The 17,049-nt window shown below is 68.7% G+C and carries 10 protein-coding genes; 6 read left to right on the top strand and 4 right to left on the bottom strand.

What is annotated here, in order from left to right; all coding sequences use genetic code 11:
* Position 1: 1 nt before the first annotated feature.
* From AC1DER_RS01655 to AC1DER_RS01670, 4 genes are all read left to right on the top strand, one after another.
* Complete coding sequence (locus AC1DER_RS01655) at positions 2–2,116, top strand: amylo-alpha-1,6-glucosidase (RefSeq protein ID WP_477243903.1); 2,115 nt, start codon at positions 2–4, stop codon at positions 2,114–2,116.
* A 91-nt stretch (positions 2,117–2,207) separates the two neighbouring features.
* On the top strand, positions 2,208–2,642 hold the full coding sequence (locus tag AC1DER_RS01660) for a CopL family metal-binding regulatory protein (RefSeq protein WP_477243905.1): 435 nt from the start codon (positions 2,208–2,210) through the stop codon (positions 2,640–2,642).
* A gap of 126 nt (positions 2,643–2,768) precedes the next feature.
* The gene (locus tag AC1DER_RS01665; protein ID WP_477243907.1) at positions 2,769–4,598 is read left to right on the top strand and encodes a copper resistance system multicopper oxidase; all 1,830 of its coding nucleotides are present in this window, start codon (positions 2,769–2,771) and stop codon (positions 4,596–4,598) included.
* Between the two features lie 53 nt (positions 4,599–4,651).
* On the top strand, positions 4,652–5,443 hold the full coding sequence (locus tag AC1DER_RS01670; RefSeq protein WP_477243995.1) for a copper resistance protein B: 792 nt from the start codon (positions 4,652–4,654) through the stop codon (positions 5,441–5,443).
* 27 nt (positions 5,444–5,470) lie between these two features.
* Here the strand turns inward: AC1DER_RS01670 and AC1DER_RS01675 are convergent, their stop codons facing one another.
* The 4 genes from AC1DER_RS01675 to AC1DER_RS01690 form a co-directional block, all read right to left on the bottom strand.
* Entirely contained in the window at positions 5,471–7,864 is a 2,394-nt protein-coding gene (locus tag AC1DER_RS01675) for a winged helix-turn-helix domain-containing protein (protein WP_477243909.1), read from the bottom strand.
* Between the two features lie 130 nt (positions 7,865–7,994).
* Positions 7,995–8,762 carry a protease inhibitor I42 family protein gene (locus AC1DER_RS01680; protein ID WP_477243911.1) on the bottom strand — a complete coding sequence of 256 codons (768 nt, stop codon included), beginning with the start codon at positions 8,760–8,762 and terminating at the stop codon, positions 7,995–7,997.
* Positions 8,763–8,854: 92 nt separating this feature from the next.
* A complete protein-coding gene (locus tag AC1DER_RS01685) occupies positions 8,855–10,639 on the bottom strand; it encodes a S8 family peptidase (RefSeq protein WP_477243913.1) in 1,785 nt (594 codons plus the stop codon).
* A gap of 107 nt (positions 10,640–10,746) precedes the next feature.
* The gene (locus tag AC1DER_RS01690) at positions 10,747–14,049 is read right to left on the bottom strand and encodes a YadA-like family protein (protein WP_477243915.1); all 3,303 of its coding nucleotides are present in this window, start codon (positions 14,047–14,049) and stop codon (positions 10,747–10,749) included.
* A gap of 336 nt (positions 14,050–14,385) precedes the next feature.
* On the opposite strand from AC1DER_RS01690, the gene AC1DER_RS01695 reads away from it, so the two are divergent.
* Positions 14,386–15,975 (top strand): MFS transporter, encoded by a 1,590-nt coding sequence (locus AC1DER_RS01695; RefSeq protein WP_477243917.1) that lies wholly within the window; start codon positions 14,386–14,388, stop codon positions 15,973–15,975.
* Positions 15,972–17,015, top strand: a complete 1,044-nt coding sequence (locus AC1DER_RS01700) for an HlyD family secretion protein (protein WP_477243919.1) — start codon at positions 15,972–15,974, stop codon at positions 17,013–17,015. Before AC1DER_RS01695 ends, AC1DER_RS01700 begins: the two co-directional genes overlap by 4 nt.
* The last annotated feature ends 34 nt before the right edge of the window (positions 17,016–17,049 follow it).

Below are 17,049 nucleotides of genomic sequence, written 5' to 3' on the forward strand. Positions count from 1 at the left end.
CATGGACCCGGCGGCCGCGGCATCGTTGAACACCGGCTACGTCCTGAAGGAAGGCGAGACGTTCGTCGTCGCCAACCGCCAGGGCGACATCGAGGGCGGCGCCGACGGCCATTTCCACAACGACACCCGGATGCTGTCGCGGTTCTGCCTGCGCCTTGGCGACACCAGTCCAGTGCTGCTCAGTTCCTATGTCACGCGTGACAACGTGTTCTTCGTCGCGCACATGACCAACCGGCTGCTGCCGCCACTGGGCGGCACGTCCACCGGCGAAGGACTGGTCTACATCAAGCGCGTGCGCTTCCTGCACGAAGACCGGATGTATGAGCGCATCAAGCTGCTCAACTACGGCAGCCAACCGGCGCATGTACCGCTGTGCATGGAGATCGCCGCGGACTTCTCCGACATGTTCGAGGTTCGCGGCAGCACTCGCCAGCGCCGCGGCGAACTGTTGCCGGTGGAGGTGCTCGAACGCGGCCAGGTGTTCCGCTACCGCGGCCTCGACCAGGAACTGCGCACTTCATGCGTGAGCTTCTCCGACCGCCCCGACCACCTGGATGCGTCCGAAGCCAGCTACGTGATCGCGCTTGCCCCTGGCGCGCGGCGCGTGGTCTTCGTCGAGGTCGGCAGCGAGCTGGCGAGCGTCGACCGCAGCCGGTTCCGCACCGCCGCCGCGCAGGCGCGCAAGCGGATGCGGCTGCGCAACCGGCGCAGTGCCCGGGTCTGCAGCGAAGGTCCGCTGTTCAACGACTGGATGGAACGCTCGCGCGCGGACCTGACCATGCTGACCAGCGAGCTCGATACCGGCCCCTACCCCTACGCCGGCATCCCCTGGTTCTCCACGCCGTTCGGGCGCGATGCCGTCATCACCGCCCTGCAGACGTTGTGGCTGGACCCGGAGCTGGCGCGCGGCGTGCTGACGTTCCTCGCCCGCCACCAGGCACAGGAAGAATCCTCGTTCATGGATTCCTCGCCGGGCAAGATCATGCACGAGACGCGCAAGGGCGAGATGTCGGCGCTGGGCGAGCTGCCGTTTGGCCGCTACTACGGCGGCGTCGATACCACGCCGTTATTTGTCGGCCTGGCCGGCGCCTACCTGGAGCGCACTGGTGACCGCCTCCTCATCGATGCAATCTGGCCGGCGCTGAAGGCGGCCACGTCCTGGATCGAGCGCGTGTGCGACGCCAATCCGTCCGGCTTCCTCGACTACGCGCGTGGCGAAAGCAGTGGCCTGTCCAACCAGGGCTGGAAGGACAGTTCCGACTCGGTGTTCCATGCCGATGGACGCGCGCCACAGGGGCCCATTGCCCTGGTCGAAGTGCAGGGTTACGCCTTCGCGGCGCTGCGCGCGATGGCGCAGATGGCGCGCATGCGCGGACTCGACGACAGGGCCGCGGCCTGGTCACAACGCGCCGAGCGCCTGCGCGCCGAAGTCGAGCGCCTGTTCTGGATGCCCGCCAGCAAGTTCTACGGCATCGCCATCGACGGCAACGGCGAATTGTGCGCCGTGCGGGCCAGCAACGCCGGGCATCTGCTCTACAGCGGCCTGCCCGACAACCGCCGCGCAGCCGCCGTCACTTCGCAACTGCTCGACGCGCCGTTCTTCAGTGGCTGGGGCGTGCGCACGCTGGCGCAGGACCAGGTCCATTACAACCCGATGTCGTACCACAACGGCTCGGTCTGGCCGCACGACTCGGCCATCTGCGCCGCCGGCATCGCTGCCTACGGGCCACGCTCGGGCGCGGTGCGGCTGTTGCGCGGCGCCTTCGAAGCGGCGGTGCACTTCAACATGCGGCTGCCCGAGTTGTTCTGCGGTTTCCCGCGCTCGCACGGCAGCGCCCCGGTGGCTTACCCGGTCGCCTGCCTGCCGCAGGCCTGGGCGGCCGGTTCGGCTTTCATGCTGGTGCAGGCCTGCCTGGGCATCAGCATCGACGGCGCGCACGCGCAGATCCAGCTCGATCGCCCGCAGCTGCCGATCGGCATCGACGAGATCGTCGTGCGGCGCGTGCCGATCGCGGCGACCCATGTGCACCTGGTGCTGAAGCGCCTCAACAATCGCGTAGGCGTCTTCGTCGAGGGGCCCGGCACCGACAGCGTGTCAGTGCGCATCAAGGGCTGACAACGCAACGATCGATGCAGATCCAGGCGAAATGAATGGCCGTGGCGCGCTGCGGTCGCCACCTCGGCCGGCCCGCGCTAGAATTGCGGCCATGTCCCCGCGTGCCCTCCTGCTCCGCGTGCTGCTGATTCTGAGCCTGGTCCTGAACGGATCGGGCTACGCGGTCGCGTCCACGCAGATGCATCTGGCGCACATGGCCACGGTGCATTCAACAATTGCCGCCGCCGACATGCACGATGCCGCTCCGCCGTGCCACGAGCAAGGTGGCCAGCACGCCGGCCAGTCCGGCATGCACGACATGGCGACAAATGCCGCCGCGTGCGATGACGCTGTCACCCGTCATGCCGCACCGGATTGCTGCCAGTCATCGCAGTGCGCCTGCGACTGGCTGCAGCATGCAACGGCCACGCTCGCCCAGGTTCCGGTGCTGCCCTCGATGGCGGTCCGCGCACCGGACGTTCGCGCGATGCATTGCAGCCACGCCGCACCGGCGCTGGCGAACCCGATCCGACCTCCGATCGGTTGAGTGCCCGGCACCCAGGTGCCGGTTTCATGGCTTCGATGCCGCGCTCGCGAATTGTCCTGACTCCCGGGACCGCGTCGCGCCCCATCGATGCCCACGCACTCGACCGCTTTGCACGGAGTACTTCTGATGTCGTTTGATCCCTCTGCCCCGGATTCGGCGCCGAGCCAATCGCGCCGCCGCTTCGTCACCGGCTTGTCGGCCGGCGGCGTTGCCACCGGCCTTGGCCTGTGGCGCCTGCCCGCCATGGCCGCTGCAGGCCTTGCCGCCGCGCCGCAGCAACTGTCAGGCACCCAGTTCGACCTTTCCATCGGCAGCGCGCCGGTCAATTTCACCGGCCACACGCGTCCGGCGGTCACCGTCAACGGCTCACTGCCGGCGCCGATCCTGCGCTGGCGCGAAGGCGACACGGTGACGCTGCGCGTGGCCAATCGCCTGGGCGTTACCAGCTCGGTCCACTGGCACGGCATCCTGCTCCCGGCCAACATGGACGGGGTGCCGGGGCTGAGTTTCGATGGCATCCATCCGGGCGAAACCTTCGTCTACCGTTTCGACATCAGGCAATCGGGCACCTACTGGTACCACAGCCATTCCCTGTTCCAGGAGCAGGCCGGGCTGTACGGCGCGATCGTCATCGACCCGCGCGAACCGGCGCCCTACCGCCACGACCGCGAGCACGTGATCCTGCTGTCGGACTGGACCGACAAGGATCCTGCCGAACTGTTCCGGCGCCTGAAACAGATGTCGGAATACGACAACCGGCGCAAGCGCACGGTTGGCGATTTCTTCCGCGATGCCGGCCGCGACGGCCTTTCGGCGACCTTGCGCGACCGTGGCGACTGGGGCCGGATGCGGATGACGCCGACCGACCTGTCCGACGTCAACGCCAACACCTACACCTATCTGCTGAACGGCCAGGCGCCGGCCGGCAACTGGACCGGACTGTTCCGCAGCGGCGAAAAGGTGCTGCTGCGCGTCATCAACGGCTCGGCGATGAGCTATTTCGATGTGCGCATCCCCGGACTGAAGATGACCGTGGTGGCCGCCGACGGCCAGTACATCCATCCGGTCACGGTTGACGAATTCCGCATCGCCGTGGCCGAGACCTTCGACGTCATCGTCGAGCCGGGCGGCCAGGACGCCTACGCCATCTTCGCCCAGGACATGGGCCGCACCGGTTACGCGCGCGGCACCCTCGCCGTGCGCCAGGGCCTGGAAGCACCGCTACCGCCGCAAGACCCCCGCCCGATCCTGACGATGTCCGACATGGGCCACGGCGCCCACGGCAAGGGCATGGAAGGCGGATGCGGCGGGAAGATGGGACACGACGTGGGACACGACGTGGGACAGGACGTCGGACACGACATGGGCCACGACATGTCCGGCATGGCTGGCATGTCCAACATGGCCGGCATGGACCACTCCGGCGGCGGCATGCAGGCGCACCCGGCCAGCGAGCAAGGCAATCCGCTGGTCGACATGCAGACGATGGCGCCGGCACCCAGGCTCGACGATCCCGGCATCGGCCTGCGCGACAACGGCCGTACCGTGCTGACCTACGCGGCGATGAAGAGCCTGTTCGACGATCCCGACGGACGCGATCCCAGCCGCACGCTCGAACTGCATCTGACCGGGCACATGGAAAAGTTCGCCTGGTCCTTCGACGGGCAGAAGTTCATGGACGCCGAACCGCTTCGCCTGAACTATGGCGAGCGCATGCGCATCGTGCTGGTCAACGACACCATGATGACCCACCCGATCCACCTGCACGGACTGTGGAGCGACGTCGAGGACGAAGGCGGCAACTTCCACCTGCGCAAGCACACCGTGGACATGCCACCCGGCACGAAGCGCAGCTACCGCGTGCGCGCTGATGCGCTCGGCCGCTGGGCCTACCACTGCCACCTGCTCTACCACATGGAAGCGGGCATGATGCGCGAAGTGCGGGTGGAGGAATGAGCATGCGCCATTCGTTCCGCCGGTACGCACTGGCCACCGCGCTCACCTTGCCGATGGCTGCGCCGGCGTGGTCACAGGATCACGCACAGCACGGCGGCCATGCGCCTCCCGCGCCATCGCCGAAGGTCGAGCAACCGGTCCAGCCCATTCCCGCGTTGACCGATGCCGACCGTGCCGCCGCATTTCCCGAGCTCGGCCATTCGATGCAGCACGCGTCCGACTTCAACCATTACCTCCTGGTCGACCGTTTCGAGGCCGTCGATCTCGACCAAGGCAGCGGCCAGGCCTGGGAGCTGCAGGGATGGCTGGGCGGCGACGTGAATCGACTCTGGTTGCGCAGCGAAGGCGAACGCGCGCGCGGCCACACCGAGTCCGCGGACGTCGAGCTTCTGTATGGCCACAGTGTGTCGCCGTGGTGGGATGTCGTGACCGGCGTGAAGCACGATTTCAAACCCGGCGATTCGCAGAGCTGGGCTGCGCTCGGCGTGCAGGGCATGGCGCCCTACAAATTCGAGATCGAGGCCACGGCGTACCTGGGTGAAGGCGGTCGCAGCGCAGCGAGTTTCGAGGTCGAGTACGACGTGCTGCTGACCAACCGGCTGATCCTGCAACCGTTGCTGGAGGCCGAGGTATACGGCAAGGACGACGCCCGTCGCGGCATCGGCTCGGGCCTGAGCACGGTCGAGGCCGGCCTGCGCCTTCGCTACGAGTTCACCCGCAAGTTCGCGCCCTACATCGGCGTGAGCCACGAGCGCGCCTTCGGTGACACCGCTGACTTCCGCCGCCAGGACGGTGAGGACTCGCGCGACACCCGCTGGGTGGCCGGTGTCCGGTTCTGGTTCTGAGCCGGGCTCTGAGCCGGGCGCTGGGCGCTACAGCACCGGCCTGACCGCCAGGTCGCGTTGCCCGCGCAAGGACTGCGCGGCGGCCTGCGCCTGCTCGGCCAGGGCGCGGTCGTCGAGGGCGCGATACAGCGCCAGCATCGCCCATGCCACACGGTAATCGCTGCCGGCGAAGGTGCTGAGGTCGCCCAGCACCGCAGCAGCCGCCTGCTCCTGCTTGGCATCAAGCAGCAGCAGGGCGTGGGCGACATTCGCACTCACGCGGTCGTCGGGACTGCCGCCCTGTTCGGCCTGGCTGGCGGCGCGCTGCATCGCCAGGACGGAGGCGGCATGATCGCCGGCGGCGTCGTCGACCAGTGCGCGGGCGATGCCCCAGGCCACTGAATCGATTTCGACACCAGCGTTGCCGGCCTGCGCGCGCGACACCCACTGGCGCGCGGTTGCGACGTCGCCATTGCGTAGCGCCGCCTGCACCGCCGCCAGCGCGAGTGCGCCTCGAGTAGGCGCAGACGGATCAGGCAATTGCCGCGCGATCGCACCGGCACGGGTGGTATCGCCCTTGGCCAGCAGCAGCTGCAACTGCAACTCCATCAGCAGGCCATTGGCGTCGCCGGTCTGCAGCGCACGCAGGCGATCCAGACTCTGCGCTGCTGCGTCGAGCCGGCCATTGGCCAGCAATGCCCGTGTCCGGATCGTTCCGATCGAAATTGCCAGCGCAGTGTCTTCCAGCGACTTGGCCAGTTCGCCCGATCGCTCGATCGTGGCCAGCGCGGCCGCAGGTTGCGCCAGCTTCAGTTCGGTCGCAGCCCGCGAGCTCAGCGTTGCCGCCAGGTAGTCGTGCACCTCGAAGCGCTCGAACACGGCGATGGCGCGATCGAACTCCTGCAAGGCCTGCTCGAAGTGGCCGCGCTTGGATTCGATGATGCCCAGGTTGGTGTCGACCATCGCCGCCTCGACCAGGTCGCCCGCCCGCTGCATGGCGATGCGCGCACGGCCCATGTCCTGGACGGCGCCGGCCATCTTCTCCTGCTCGACCTGGGCGACGCCGCGGCCGTTGTATGCGTTGCCCAGCAGGCTGGGATCGATGGAAGCGTCCCGGCTCGACTCCAGGACCGACAGCGCCTCGGTATAGCGCGTCTGCGCCGCGGCGAAGTTGCCGCGCCGGATCTCGACCGCGCCCAGGCCCATGCGCGTCTTGGCTTCGGTTTCGAGGTCGATCGGACGTGTCTCGAGGATGGAGGAGAAAATCGCGGCGGCTTCGTCGGCGCGGCCGGCGCGGTACTCCAGCTGTCCTTCACGGACGCGCAGGCGCGACTCGCGGCGTTGTTCAGGCGGCGCGGTCTCGATCAGGCGTCGCGCCGCGGCCAGCTGGCCGGAGATCAGCTCGGCATCGATCCGCTGCACGCGTTCGGTCAACGGACTGGGCGCACCGTGTTCGCCGCTGTGCCGGCCGGTGCGCTGCAACCACGAATCGGTCACCGCCGCTGCCGCTGTCAGCGGCGTGGTTCCCTGCGCATCGATGACGTGCTCCTTGCCCGCCTGCAACACACGCAGGCGGATGCGCCAGCCGCGGCTGTCATGCATGGCCTCCGGCGCGAGGATCCACTGCGCGCCACTGCCCTGCTCCAGTTTCTGCAGCGCGGTGCTGCCGTCTGCGGATGGATAACCGCTCTGGGTGCTCAGGTGCAGGGTGTGGTCACTTGGCAACACCTTCACGCCGCTGCTGCGCAGCCGGCTGGCGATGTAGTCCATCGCGCCCAGGCGGACCCAGGTCGACTCGGCTTCGATCGGCGTGACCCTCACCGGCAGCACCATCACGGTGCCGGCCTGCGGGGCCCGAGCCATCGACGCCGGCTGTGGCGCGCGCGACGAGTACCAGGCCCAGCCGGCGGCGACGACAGCCGCCAGCAGCGCAGTGAGCACGATGACGGTCAGGTATCGGCGCTCGCGGGGTCGCAGTGGCGGTTGCTGAACTGCCGGGGGGTGTGCCGTTGCGGGCTGGACCGCCGCAGAGGGCAGCTCCGTCGGCACGTCCACCACCGCAGCGGTTGCCGGTTCGCCAATGGCGGCGTCAGCACTGGACGCCGGCATGAACACCTCCACCTCGGCCTCTTCCACCGGTGCGATCCAGTGGTAGCCAAAGCGCGAAACGGTGCGGATGATCGACTGGCGGTTGCCGGTGTCGTCGAGCGCCTTGCGCGCACGCAGCATCGTCTGTGCGACGACGGTGTCGCTGACGTCGACCTTGCCCCATACCGCCGCGATGAGTTCGTCCCGCCCAACCGCGCGCTCGCGGTTGGCGATCAGGTAGGCCAGGCAGTCGAACGATTTCGGCGGCAACGCGACACGCAACCCTGCGCGCTTGAGTTCGCGGGATGCGGGATCGAGCTCGAATTCGCCAAACCGGTACCGCGTAAGGCGCATGCGCCCGACCTGCCTTCTGTTCGCCCCGGCGTCGCTCTAGGCACCGGGCAGCGTCGGACTCCATCGTAAGTCATACGCCCCCTGCCATGCTCCGGCGGAAGGTCACGGCGTGCTGATCACAACACGAAGCTCACAGCACGCTGACGCTGAATTCAGCGACCTGCGCCGCCGCCTGCGGCGATTCCCAGTCGCGGCGATAGACGAAGCGCAGATGCGCCGAGCCCCTGCCGACCGCCCTGAACAACCAGGTGTCGGTCGCGCCGGGCCCCTTGCTGGCCCCGCCGGCTTCCATGGGGCCGGGACCGGGGTCCTGTTCCATGCGCAGCAGGCCCGGGTCGGCATCCGCCAGCTCCCAGCGACGACCCGAAGCGAGGCTGCCGCTCAGGTTCACGCGCAGTTGCTGGCCCTGTTGGAGCGTTACCGGCATCGACACATCACCGGCGCCGATATCGACCAGCCCCGCCTGCCGCTGCCCCGGAACCCGGTACAGCACCGGGTCGATGCCACCGCGATGCGGCCCGGGCACCCACAGCCTGCCGTCGTCCAGGCGACGCAGGTCCAGCGGCTGCCGGCCGCCAGCGGGGTCGAGCCGGTACACCACGCTGTCGCCGCGATCGCTCGATCGCTCGATGTTCCAGCGGCCCTGGTCTTCGTCGGCGCGGACGGCCGCTCCCGGAACGACACGGATCGTGCGCAGCGAATAACGCGTCGGCACCCCGGTATCGCCGTTCGCATACAGCTGCAGGTCGGCGCGGATCGCCGTGCAATCGGCGCACGGCAGCCAGCCGACGTAACGTCCCAGCACATGCTCCTGACCCGCCACGCCCGCACCCTGCACGCTGTGCCTGCCATCGCACGCCACCAGGACCAGCGCAGCCGCAAGCGCAACCAGGCGCACCAGAACCATCCCACTGTGTTGCCAGAATCTCATCACGCTCACTTCGATCGGTTGCGGCGGCCGGGGCATCGCGCCCCGGCCGCTCGCAGGACTCAGTAAACCTTGACCTGCAGCTTGACGCCGGAGGCGTCGGCGGAGGCGACGACCTTGAAGTAATAGCGACCGGCAGCCGGTGCATTGATCACGATCGACTGGTTGGTGCCCGGACGCACAGATGCACCGATGTTCTCGGTCGGCGTCGGCTCGGCGGCGAAGTTGGCGTAGGCCTGCAGCGTGCCCTTGCCGCTCAGCGTGAGCATCTCGATGCGGGTCTTGCCGGCCGGGATGTCGATCGAGTACAGCTCGCTCTGGCCCGCGGCCAACGGCGGCAGCGACTCGAGCGCACCGGCGGTCAGCGGGCGCGCCACCAGCGGCTGGCCAAACGTCTTGGCGCGCTGCACGGCAGCCGCTGCATCCAGGATGCCCACGCCGATCGGCTTGCCTGCCTCGGGCTTGACCGGGAACGGACGCGCCGAAGCCTTCAGCATGCCTTCGATCACGCCCGGAGTCAGCGGCTGCGGCGCAACGCTCTGCATCAGCGCGACCACGCCCGAGACGTGCGGCGTCGCCATCGAGGTACCGGTCATGCCGACGTAGCGGTCGCCTTCCGGCGAGGTGTTGCCGGTGTTGTGCGTCGACCAGATGTAACCGTTCGGCGAACCTTCGGTGCCGGCGCCGCCAGGCGCGGCCAGGTCGACGCCCGCGCCGTAGTTGGAGTAGCCGGCGCGCTGGCCGGAATAGCCGGTGGCACCCACGGTCACCACGTTGGCGCAACTGGCCGGGGCATGGCCGGCAACGTCGGAGTTGTCATTGCCTGCCGCAACGATGACCGTCGCACCCAGCGACACCGCCTTGTCGATCGCCGCCTGCGTTTCGACTTCGCACTCGTGCGCGCCGCCGAGGCTCATGTTGATGACCTCGGCCGGGTTCGGATTGTTCGGCACGCCTTCGATGGTGCCACCGGCGGCCCACACGATCGCGTCGTTGATGTCGGAGGTGTACCCACCGCAACGGCCCAGTGCGCGCACCGGCACGACCTTGGCGTTGTAGGCGATGCCGGCGCCGCCGATGCTGTTGTTGGTGGTCTCGGCGATCGTGCCGGACACGTGGGTGCCGTGCCAGCTGCTGTTGCTGGCTGCCGAGCCGGCACCGCAATCGCCGGCGCTGGCCCAGTCGCCCAGGTCCCAGCCGCCCGGTGCACGGGTGTCGTCGGCACGACGCGACATGAAGGCGTCGGTGATGAAGTCGTAGCCCGGCAGCAGATTGCCGACCAGGTCGGCGTGCGCGGTTGCACCGGTGTCGATCACCGCCACGACGATACCGGCGCCGCTGGCGCCCGCGTCCCAGGCCGAGGTCACGCGCGCGCCGCCGGCGCCAGTGCCGTAATGCCACATCTGGTGCGTGGCGAGCACCGGGTCGTTCGGCAACGCGGTCGCGTGCATGATCGCGTCGACGCCGACGTACTCGACGTTCGGATCGGCGGCGATCTCGCGCATCAGCGCTTCGGCCTCGGCGCGCTGCAGCGGCTGCGACGCCTTGACGACATGCTTGCCGCCGAAGGTCGCGCGCAGGGTGCTCACGCGCAGCGCGGCAGTGCCCTTCAGTCCGGCCACCCTGGCGCCCATCTGCGGACGGGCGCGGGTGGCGGCGGCATCGAGCGCACGCTGGCGTGCCGCCGGCTGCACGCGCTCGGCGCTGCCGTCGCGGTACTTGACGATGAAACGCGGCGAGATGGTGGCATCGTCGATCGAGGTCAGATCGATGCGGGCGCCAGCGGCCAGGGCCGGTGCGCAGGCACTGGCGAGCAGCAGGCTCAGAACGGTACGACGAATGGTCATGATGGAATTCCTGATGATGGTTGCCACGTACGCCGGGATGGCGCCGATGGCGAAAGTCGGGTCGCAACGCAGGCGGCGTGTGGACGCCGCCCGCGCTGCAGGTCAGATCACAGATCGATGCCGAAGCCGACGCCGGCGGACTGGTCGTCGCTGCTGAAGGCGCCGCCGATGCTCACGCTGGCGCGATCACCGATGGCCTTGGAGTAGCCCACCGACAGCGCGCTTTCGCCGTTCTGCCAGCCGGCGCCGACCGCGACGCGGCCATTGGGGCTGCGCGAGTTGGCGGCGTTGATCGACATGTTCATCATGGCCGCGCTCATGGCGCCCATGCGGTCGATGCGCTGGTCCTGCTTGCCGATGCGGTAGTCGAGATCGGTGAACTGATCCGACAGGCCCTGCAGGCGGCTGTCGGTGTAGGCGTTGGCGCTGGTCAGCGTCTGCGTCGCAGTGACGTCGGTATAGCCGTTGGCCGTAGCCAGCGTCTGCGCATCGCCGGCCTGGACCTGGGCAACGTTGGCCGCGTCGGTCGAAGCAGTGCCGGCGGCGACATTGGTCACGCGACGCTGGCTGCCGGCATTGCCGACCGACACGGTGTTGGCCTGGTCGGCAACCGAGCCCTGGCCCAGCGCCACCGAGCCTGCGGCCGTGGCCGATGCGCCCTGGCCGACGGCCGTGGCGGAAGCGGCGGTCACCGACGTGTCGGCGCCGACGGCGACGGCATTGGTCGCTGCAGCGGCGATCGTGGCGTTGCTGCCCACCGCGGTGCTGCCATCGGCGGCCACCGTTGCGCCGGTGCCGATCGCGGTATCGCCGGTGTCGGTGGCGACGCTGCCGTTGCCGACGGCCAGGCCGTTGCCCGAGCCCATCGGCGCGCCACCGCCCTCGCCAGCCTGGTACGACTGCTCGATCACGTTGACGCGATTGCCCAGACCGTTGAGCGCGGCATCCATCGCACCGAGCGCATCGCCGATCGTGTGGAAACTGCCACCCTGGATGGCGAACGTCGGCACGCTCCACAGGCCTGCGCCATTGCGGGCGGTGCCGCCGCCGACCAGCGACGCGATCGACTCGAGCTGGCCGATGTTGGCGGCATCGCCCGCGTTGACGCCGTTGCCAACGTTGGCGATGACCGTGCCGGCGCTGCCGCCGAGCGTCACGCGCTCCTTGCCGGCCGCATCGTCGTACTTCACCGCCGCCGCATCGAGGTCGCCGACCGCACCGCCGACACCAGCGATGGCTACGTCGAGCTGGCCCTTGTTGACCGCATCGGTCGCCTCGGTGCCGGCGGCGACGTTGGCGATCTGGCGTTCGGCGCCGAGCGCACCGACGGAGACGGTGCCGTCGCGGTCAGCCACCGCACCGGCGCCGATGGCGACGCTGTTGTCGGCGATGGCCGCGGCGGTGGCGCCCAGGGCGACACTGTCGACGCCACCGGCGAAGCTGTTGTAGCCCGAAGCCAGGCTGTTGGTGCCCACTGCGAACGCATTGGTGCCCACCGCCGTGGCGTAGTCGCCCGAGGCCAGCGCATAGGAGCCCAGCGCGGTCGAGTACTGGTTGAACGCCTGGCTGTTGTCGCCATAGGCCGTGGCCGAATCGGCCGCGGCGATGCTGGCGTTGCCGCCGGCGAGCGCATTGACGCCTTCGGCACTGGCGCCGGTGCCAAGCGCGATCGCGCCGTCCGCCATCGCCGCAGCCTGGCCGCCAATGGCCAGCGCATTGTTGATGTCGCCGCTCGCGCCGCTGCTGCCGACGTGCGCGCCGTTGCCGAATGCGGTGTTGCCGGTACCGAAACCGCCCCATGCTTCGGCGTTCATGCCGATGGCGATGTCTTCTTTCCAGGTGGCGATGGCGAAGTCGCCGATGGCCAGGCTGTCCATGCCCCAGGCCACGCTCTCCGGGCCGATGGCGATGGATTTGGCATCGTGCGCCTGGCTCTGCTGGCCGATCGAGATGCTGGAATGACCGCCAGCATTGGCGACAAAGCCCAGCGCCACCGAACCGTTGATCACGGTCGGGTCGGTCGAGCCGTACATGCCCGTCGGGAAGCTGGTGTTGGTGGTGTCGCGATCACCTGTACTGGCGCCGCCGCCCAGGGCAACGTCGTAGTTGGCCCAGGTGTAGGAACCGCCGCCCAGCGACTGCGAGCCAATACCCAGCGCGACCGCGCGGCCGTACGGGCTGGTGCCGGCGTTGGGCTTGGGCGTATTGCCGAAGGCCGCACCGATGTCGAGGTAGCTGCCGATGGCGGTGGAGCTGGGACCGACGGCATAGGAGTTCAGGCCAATGGCCGTGGACTTGTTGCCGTAGGCCCAGGCGCTGTAGCCCAGCGCGGTGCCCGAGCCGCGCACGGCGATTGCCGTACCGCCGACTACGGTCGAGTTCTGGTCCTTGATCACCGGGTCGAACAGCTGCAGGCCGGTCACCGGATCGACAACGTAGGTGCCCTTGACCGGGTCGACCTTGGGCAGGATCGTGTCGCCCATCGTCTGTGCGCCGTTGCCGATCACGACGTTGTTGGTGCCCTGCGACGCGGCGCTGGTGCCGATCACGGTGGAATTGGTGGCCGGGCCCGGGGTGTTCACCACGAACGATTGGCCAAAGCCGGTGACGACCGAGGAAACCAGCGCCTCGGCGCGGGCGTTGGTGCCCATCACGATGGTGCCGTTGCCGTTGGCGCGGGCGCCGTTGCCGATGGCGATGGCGTTAGCAACCGGACCTGCGAGGTCGGTGCGGACCATCGTGGTCACGCCGGCCGTGGTCGTAGCCGAGACGCCGCTGATCACCATCTCGGTGGTGGCGCCGGTACCCAGGGCGATGTTGTTGGCGCCGTTGGTGCGCGCCTGGTTGCCCATGGCGACGCTATTGGTCTGGTTGCCCGCGGCCGCGGTTGGCGCCGTCGTGGTGGTAGTCACCGTGTTCGGCGTTCCCTGGACGGTGGTCGTGGTCGTCGTGGTGCGCTGCGCCTGGGTCTGGGACTGGTTGCCGATGGCAACGCTGTTGTCGGGGCCGGCCACGGACTGCACGCCGATCGCCACCGCTCCCCGTCCCAGCGCCTGTGCGGCAGCGCCGAGCGCGGTCGCATTGTCGCCATTGGCCCAGGTGATCTCGTTGGCGTCGACCAGGCCGTCACCGTCCAGGTCGATCCACGAACCGATTGCGGTGGTGTTCTTGCCAGTCGCCTTGGACTCGTCGCCGATCGCATTGGCGCGGTCGCCGATGGCCTTGGCGCGCGGCCCGCAGGCCAGCGAGTCGGCGCCCGGGGACGTGCTGTCAACCGGGATCGGAACGTTGGCGTCGTCGACGAGCTGGCAGTTGGCGCCGGCGAACACGGGCGCGGACAGGACGGACAACAGGGCGATGGTCAGGACGCGGCGCTGCAGGTGGCGCGGCTGGTTGCTGTGGATAGGCATGACGGCTCTCGAATGGATTGGGCGGGGTCGGCGCCGGCGCCGTTGCGCCCCCCTGCCGAAAATCCCCGGCCCACCGTGGCAAGCCCCTGCCCTGCGAACATGAAAGCGCGCTTACAAATCCCGCCGAAGCCATAACAAACCGATAACAGAGCAACAACAAGTCCATGAATTCACTGGGTTTGGAGGTTGCAGCCCTGCGGGCACCCGTCTCGCGGCCTCGCTGACGGGTTCCCGCCGCCAGCCCCATGCGCCTGCCAATGGCCCGTGCGAGTTAGATTATGTTCATAATCTAACGCGCATCCTCCCCCCAACCCCCTCCCGTTCCACCACCACCCCATGGACACCGTCAGCGTCAGGACCAGCGAAAGCGTCGAGCCCGCCGCTCCACGCGACGGCCTTGTCCTGCTGACCGCCCTGGGCGGGTCGTTCATCGCCACCATGACCGCGCAGTTCACCGGCACCAACCTGGCCGATATCCAGGGTGGCGTGGGCGCGTCGGCCGACGAGGTGTCGTGGATCTCCACCGTCTACACGATGACCAGCTTCGTCGGGATCATCGTTTCCGGGCCGTTCGCCCGGACCTTCGGCCTGCGCCGCTATTACCTCGCCACCGCCGCGATATTCGCCGCCTGCGCCTGGCTGTGCACCCTCGCCACGGCGGTGCCGCAGCTGGCGGTCCTTCGCGGGATCCAGGGCGTTGCGGCCGGCGGATTCGGACCGCTGGCGTTCCTGGCCGTGTTCACGCTGTTCAAGGGGCCGCGCCTGCCGTTCGCGCTGTCGCTGCTGGCCTTCGTCCTGCTGGTATCCGTCACCGCCGGCCCGGTGCTTTCGGGCCTGGTCGAATCGCTGCTGGGCTGGCGCGGACTGTTCCTCGTGCAGTTCTGGCTCAGCGCGCTGATGGTCCTGGCGGGCCTGGCGTGGCTTCCGCGCAGCGCGCTGAACTGGAATGCGCTCAAGACCGACTGGGGCGCGATGGCGCTGCTGGCCGCGGGCCTGGCCGCGCTGATGCTGGTGCTGAATCAGGGCACGCGCCGCTTCTGGCTCGACAACCCGACGATCGCCTGGGCGACCGCGCTGTGCATCGGCGCCTGGGCCGGGTTCTTCTTCATGAGCCGCTACTCGCCGTCGCCGATTCTCAACCCGGCCAAGTTCCTCGACCGGCGTTTCGCCATCCCGATCGCGATGAACCTGCTGTTCCGCGCCAGCTTCGCCGTGACCGTCTACCTGGTCCCGCAGCAGCTGGCGTTGACCCAGGGCTACCGCCCACTGCAGACCTCGGCCGCGCTGCTGTGGTGCCTGTTGCCGCAGGTCGCGGTGTTTCCGCTGGTCTGGCGTGTGCTGCAGCGCGTGGATGGCCGCGTGCCGATGATCCTCGGCCTGCTCCTGTGCGCCATAGGCACCGGCCTTGCCGCATTTGCCAGCAACCAGGACGGCGCCGAACAGTTGCATTGGACCCTCGCCCTGTTCGGCGTCGGCCAGATGCTGTTCCTGGTTCTCGACTTGCTGATCGGCGCCAGCTCGCTCAAGCCCGAGGACCTGCCGACCGCATCGCTGGCCTTCAACGCGACCACGCTGGGTGGCACCACGCTCGGCACCGGCCTGGTCACCCATTTCGTCACCGAACGCGAGAAATTCCATTCCAACGTGCTGACCGAGCACGTGTCCTGGCTCGACCCGCAGGCATCCGACCGCCTCTCGGCATTGGCCGGCGCCATCACCAGCCGGATCGGCGACGAAACCGTAGCCAGCGCCCGCGCCGTCGGACTGATCGCCGGAAACGTGCGCCGCGAAGCCTGGCTGCTGGCCATCAACGATGCCTACGCGCTGGTCGCAATCCTGATCGCCGTGGTTGCCTTCGCCTCGATCCTGATCGGCCGTTCCCCTCCCCTTCCCCGCCTGGGATCGCCCCAGGGAGTCGCACCGTGAAACTCCGAACCGCCACCCTCGTCGGCCTGCTTGTCGCCGGAACCGCAACGGCGGTCACCGCCACCATGGTGTCGCCCGGCGGCGTCGTGCAGGGCCTGGACCGGCATTACACCGACAATGCCTATGTGCGCGGCGACATCACCCAGATCAGCCCGAAGATCTCCGGCTATGTCACCGAGGTCGTCGTCCACGACAACCAGCCGGTGCGTGCCGGCGACGTGCTGTTCCGCATCGACGACCGCGACTTCCAGGCACGCCTGGCGCAGGCCAACGCCGCGCTCGCCGCGCGCAAGGCCGCGGTGGGCAATCTGGACGCGCAACTCGGCCTGCAGCGCTCGCTGATCCACCAGGCCGAAGCCGGCGTGCAGCAGACCCAGGCCGAGGCCGAGCGCTCCCGGCGCGACGCCACGCGTGCGCGCCAGCTGGTCAGCGACCAGCTCATCTCGAGGTCGCAGCTCGACCAGACCGAATCGGCCGAGCAGGTGACCGTGGCCCGTGTCGCCGAAACCCAGGCCAACCTGGCGGCGGCCCGGCAGCGCATCGCCGTGCTCGAGAGCCAGCGCCCGCAACTGCTCGCCGACATCGGCGCCGCCGAGGCCTCCGTGTCCCTGGCCGCACTCGACGTCGAAAGCACCGTCGTGCGTGCTCCGGTGGATGGCCGCGTCAGCGAGCGCATTGCCCGCGTCGGCCAATACGTGAAGGCCGGCACTCAGCTGATCGCACTGGTGCCGACGGAACTGTGGGTGGTGGCCAACTTCAAGGAAACGCAACTCGAGGGCATGCAGGCCGGCGCCACGGTCGAGGTCATCATCGACGCCGTCCCTGGCATCACCTTCCATGGCCGCCTCGACAGCCTGGCCCCTGCAAGCGGCGCACAGTTCGCGCTGCTGCCGCCAGACAATGCCACGGGCAATTTCACCCGCATCGTCCAGCGCATCCCGGTCAGGATCGCCCTGCTCGACCAGCCCGAACTGGCCAGCCTGCGGCCGGGCATGTCGGCGACAGTACGCGTACGCGACGGCAAGGCCGACCCGATCTGAAGCGACAATCCAACAGTGCAACCGCCCCCAACAG

Source organism: Lysobacter sp. 05T417, from assembly GCF_056396405.1.

What these genes read in the sequence shown, in the direction of transcription:
- AC1DER_RS01655 (WP_477243903.1), top strand. Translation starts at nt 2, where the DNA reads ATGGACCCGGCGGCCGCGGCATCGTTGAACACCGGCTACGTCCTGAAG.
- AC1DER_RS01660 (WP_477243905.1), top strand. Translation starts at nt 2,208, where the DNA reads ATGTCCCCGCGTGCCCTCCTGCTCCGCGTGCTGCTGATTCTGAGCCTG.
- AC1DER_RS01665 (WP_477243907.1), top strand. Translation starts at nt 2,769, where the DNA reads ATGTCGTTTGATCCCTCTGCCCCGGATTCGGCGCCGAGCCAATCGCGC.
- AC1DER_RS01670 (WP_477243995.1), top strand. Translation starts at nt 4,652, where the DNA reads ATGGCTGCGCCGGCGTGGTCACAGGATCACGCACAGCACGGCGGCCAT.
- AC1DER_RS01675 (WP_477243909.1), bottom strand. Translation starts at nt 7,864, where the DNA reads ATGCGCCTTACGCGGTACCGGTTTGGCGAATTCGAGCTCGATCCCGCA.
- AC1DER_RS01685 (WP_477243913.1), bottom strand. Translation starts at nt 10,639, where the DNA reads ATGACCATTCGTCGTACCGTTCTGAGCCTGCTGCTCGCCAGTGCCTGC.
- AC1DER_RS01690 (WP_477243915.1), bottom strand. Translation starts at nt 14,049, where the DNA reads ATGCCTATCCACAGCAACCAGCCGCGCCACCTGCAGCGCCGCGTCCTG.
- AC1DER_RS01695 (WP_477243917.1), top strand. Translation starts at nt 14,386, where the DNA reads ATGGACACCGTCAGCGTCAGGACCAGCGAAAGCGTCGAGCCCGCCGCT.